The organism is Mesorhizobium sp. M7D.F.Ca.US.004.03.1.1, from assembly GCF_003998635.1.
In the GTDB taxonomy this organism is placed as follows: domain Bacteria; phylum Pseudomonadota; class Alphaproteobacteria; order Rhizobiales; family Rhizobiaceae; genus Mesorhizobium; species Mesorhizobium loti.
The window spans coordinates 1-2,302 of sequence record NZ_RZQG01000911.1 but is presented as its reverse complement, the minus strand read 5'-3'; the positions used below and the strand labels follow the sequence as shown (position 1 = coordinate 2,302).

Here is a 2,302-nt window from a genome sequence, read left to right as displayed (position 1 = left end):
CCCCGAAGTCGTTTCGATGTTGCGAGCCTTGAAGGCCAAAGAGTTCGTGGTCGATGGGGAAATCGTGATCGACGTCGATGGCGCGCTTTCGTTCGATGCATTGCAGATGCGGCTGCATCCGGCGGAAAGCAGGATCCGGAAACTCTCTGCCGAAACGCCGGCCAAACTGATCCTGTTTGATATGCTGGCTGGTCCCGGCGGCAGCGTGATGGACCAACCGCTGTCAGCACGCCGCAAGGCCCTGGAAGCGCTCATTCCGTCGACTGGAAGCCCCGGCCTTGAGCTTTCGCGATCGACTCAGGACGTGGTGACGGCAGTGAAGTGGCTCAGTCAATCCGGGCAGGGTTCGACGGATGGCGTTGTCGCAAAGCGTCTCGACGAAGGATACCGACCTGGCGAGCGTGCCATGGTCAAGGTCAAGCGTCTGCGCACGGCGGATTGCGTGGTTGGCGGATTCCGGTATCTGGCAAGCTCGCCCGAGGTCGGTTCTCTTTTGCTTGGGCTCTATGATGGTGAGGGCAAGCTCGACCATGTGGGATTCACCTCGACGATCGCGGAGCAGGACCGGCCACAATTGACGCGACAACTCGAAGCTTTGCGTTCACCTCCCGGCTTTACCGGCAAAGCGCCGGGTGGCCCAAGTCGCTGGAGTACGGAAAGAAGCGGGCAATGGGAGCCATTGAAGCCGAAACTGGTCGTAGAAGTTCGGTTCGATCATGTCACAGGCGATCGCTTTCGGCATGGGACCAAGTTCATACGCTGGCGTCCCGACAAGCACCCCAAACAGTGTACGTTCGACCAGCTGCTGAAATAGCGAACGGGGCCCCGTCCATTTTTGAGGGTGCCGGGTAAGGCCATTCGGGCAGTAGCCATCACAACGTAGGATCAAAAAGGTGGGACCACGCGGAGAGCCGTCGCTACCGCTTCGGCAGCATCCTCGGCCAAATAATATCGGCCCTCAAGGCACTGTCCGGTCAGCGCGCCAAACTCCACCTGCCGTGCTAGGTAGCATTGTCTGGATCTCAAGTGGAGGTCGCCAAACCCTACTCCGCCTCAAAAGCAGGTGGCGGTGTGTGCTCTCCGGTTTGGCAAGCAGCTGCGGGCGGTTCCGCAGGCATGTGCCCAGGAAGATGAAAGACCCCGAACCAGCTCTCGGTGTTCTGCGCGCAAAGGCGCGGAATGCCCAGCGGAACCGAACGACATCCGCGAACTTAAAGCGATATGAGCACGCGTGGCGCCGACTTTCTCTATCACTGGATTTCAGAACACCTGCCTGAAAAGGCGCCCCCTGATTTGCTGGTTTCGGTCGCCGATCTGGCGGACGAGGCCATGCAAGAGGCCGGCCGGCAGGGAATATCGACCGAAGAAGTCGACGAGGAAGTAGAGAGCGTCTACGAAGCGATTTTTCATGCCATGGAATACCGGGCAGGGGGGTTGGTGGACTGAATCGCTTCCTGTTCGTTGCGGCCGAGTTGCTACTTCACCCACCCCCACTTTTCTATGTCATGATCGTTGCACTGGTGGTCGGCACGACGCTGTCGATTGCTCTATCGCTCGTGCGTCATCGTGCGTCGGGCTCGGGTCAGGCAGTCTTCGAGACAATGACGGCCAGCGATGCCAACCGGCCTTCGCTCAGGCAGCGGATGTAATTCTTCCGCCGCTGCACGAATTCAGCGCCGAGCACGATCTCATTGGCCTGCTGTTGGGCCGGCGAGGGCATGATGCCGGAGCTGGCCCTTTTCAACGCCAGTTCGACATGTTCGCCGGTCTCGTCGACGATTTCGTCAATGTGGAAGCCTGCGTCGACGAACAGGGCTTTCAGAGCGTTTCGATCAACAAGGTGGCTGGCCTCCGGCGCGACCGCCCAGGGCAACGGGTAATGCGGCTCACCGCCCGCCAGCACGGCTTCCGTCCAGATCAGCTTGCCGCCCGGCTTCAGAACGCGAAAAGCCTGCGCGATCACGGCGGCCTTGTCGGCGATGTTCATGCCGACATAGAAGCAGATTGCCGCGTCGAACGTGTTTTCGGCAAAGGGCAGTTTCGCCGCATTGGCTTCGTGGAAGCGAACCTTGTCGCCGAGGCCGGAGAGCTTGGTCAGTCGGCTGGACGCCGCGACAAAGGCTGGCGTGAGGTCGACGCCGTCGACGTCGCAGCCATAGGTGGCGGCAAGGAAGCGCGCCGGGCCACCAATGCCGCTGCCGATATCGAGGATCCGGTCGGTGGGCGAGGGGGCCAGACGGGCAGCATGGTCCTGCGTGGCGATGAGCTCGCGGCCATGCAGCTGGTCGAACGGATAGAGTTG

Annotated in this window: 3 protein-coding genes; 2 read left to right on the top strand and 1 reads right to left on the bottom strand. The window is 60.8% G+C overall.

Annotated elements, in window-relative coordinates; all coding sequences use genetic code 11:
• Both EN935_RS31770 and EN935_RS31765 read left to right on the top strand, forming a co-directional pair.
• Positions 1 to 814, top strand: an 814-nt coding sequence (locus EN935_RS31770) for an ATP-dependent DNA ligase (RefSeq protein WP_127374003.1), incomplete at its 5' end; no start/stop codon positions are given.
• Between the two features lie 407 nt (positions 815 to 1,221).
• The gene (locus tag EN935_RS31765; protein WP_109671054.1) at positions 1,222 to 1,446 is read left to right on the top strand and encodes a DUF768 domain-containing protein; all 225 of its coding nucleotides are present in this window, start codon (positions 1,222 to 1,224) and stop codon (positions 1,444 to 1,446) included.
• Between the two features lie 136 nt (positions 1,447 to 1,582).
• Here EN935_RS31765 and EN935_RS31760 read toward each other — a convergent pair.
• Positions 1,583 to 2,302 (bottom strand): class I SAM-dependent methyltransferase (locus tag EN935_RS31760; protein ID WP_164771520.1); only part of this gene is annotated, 720 nt, incomplete at its 5' end.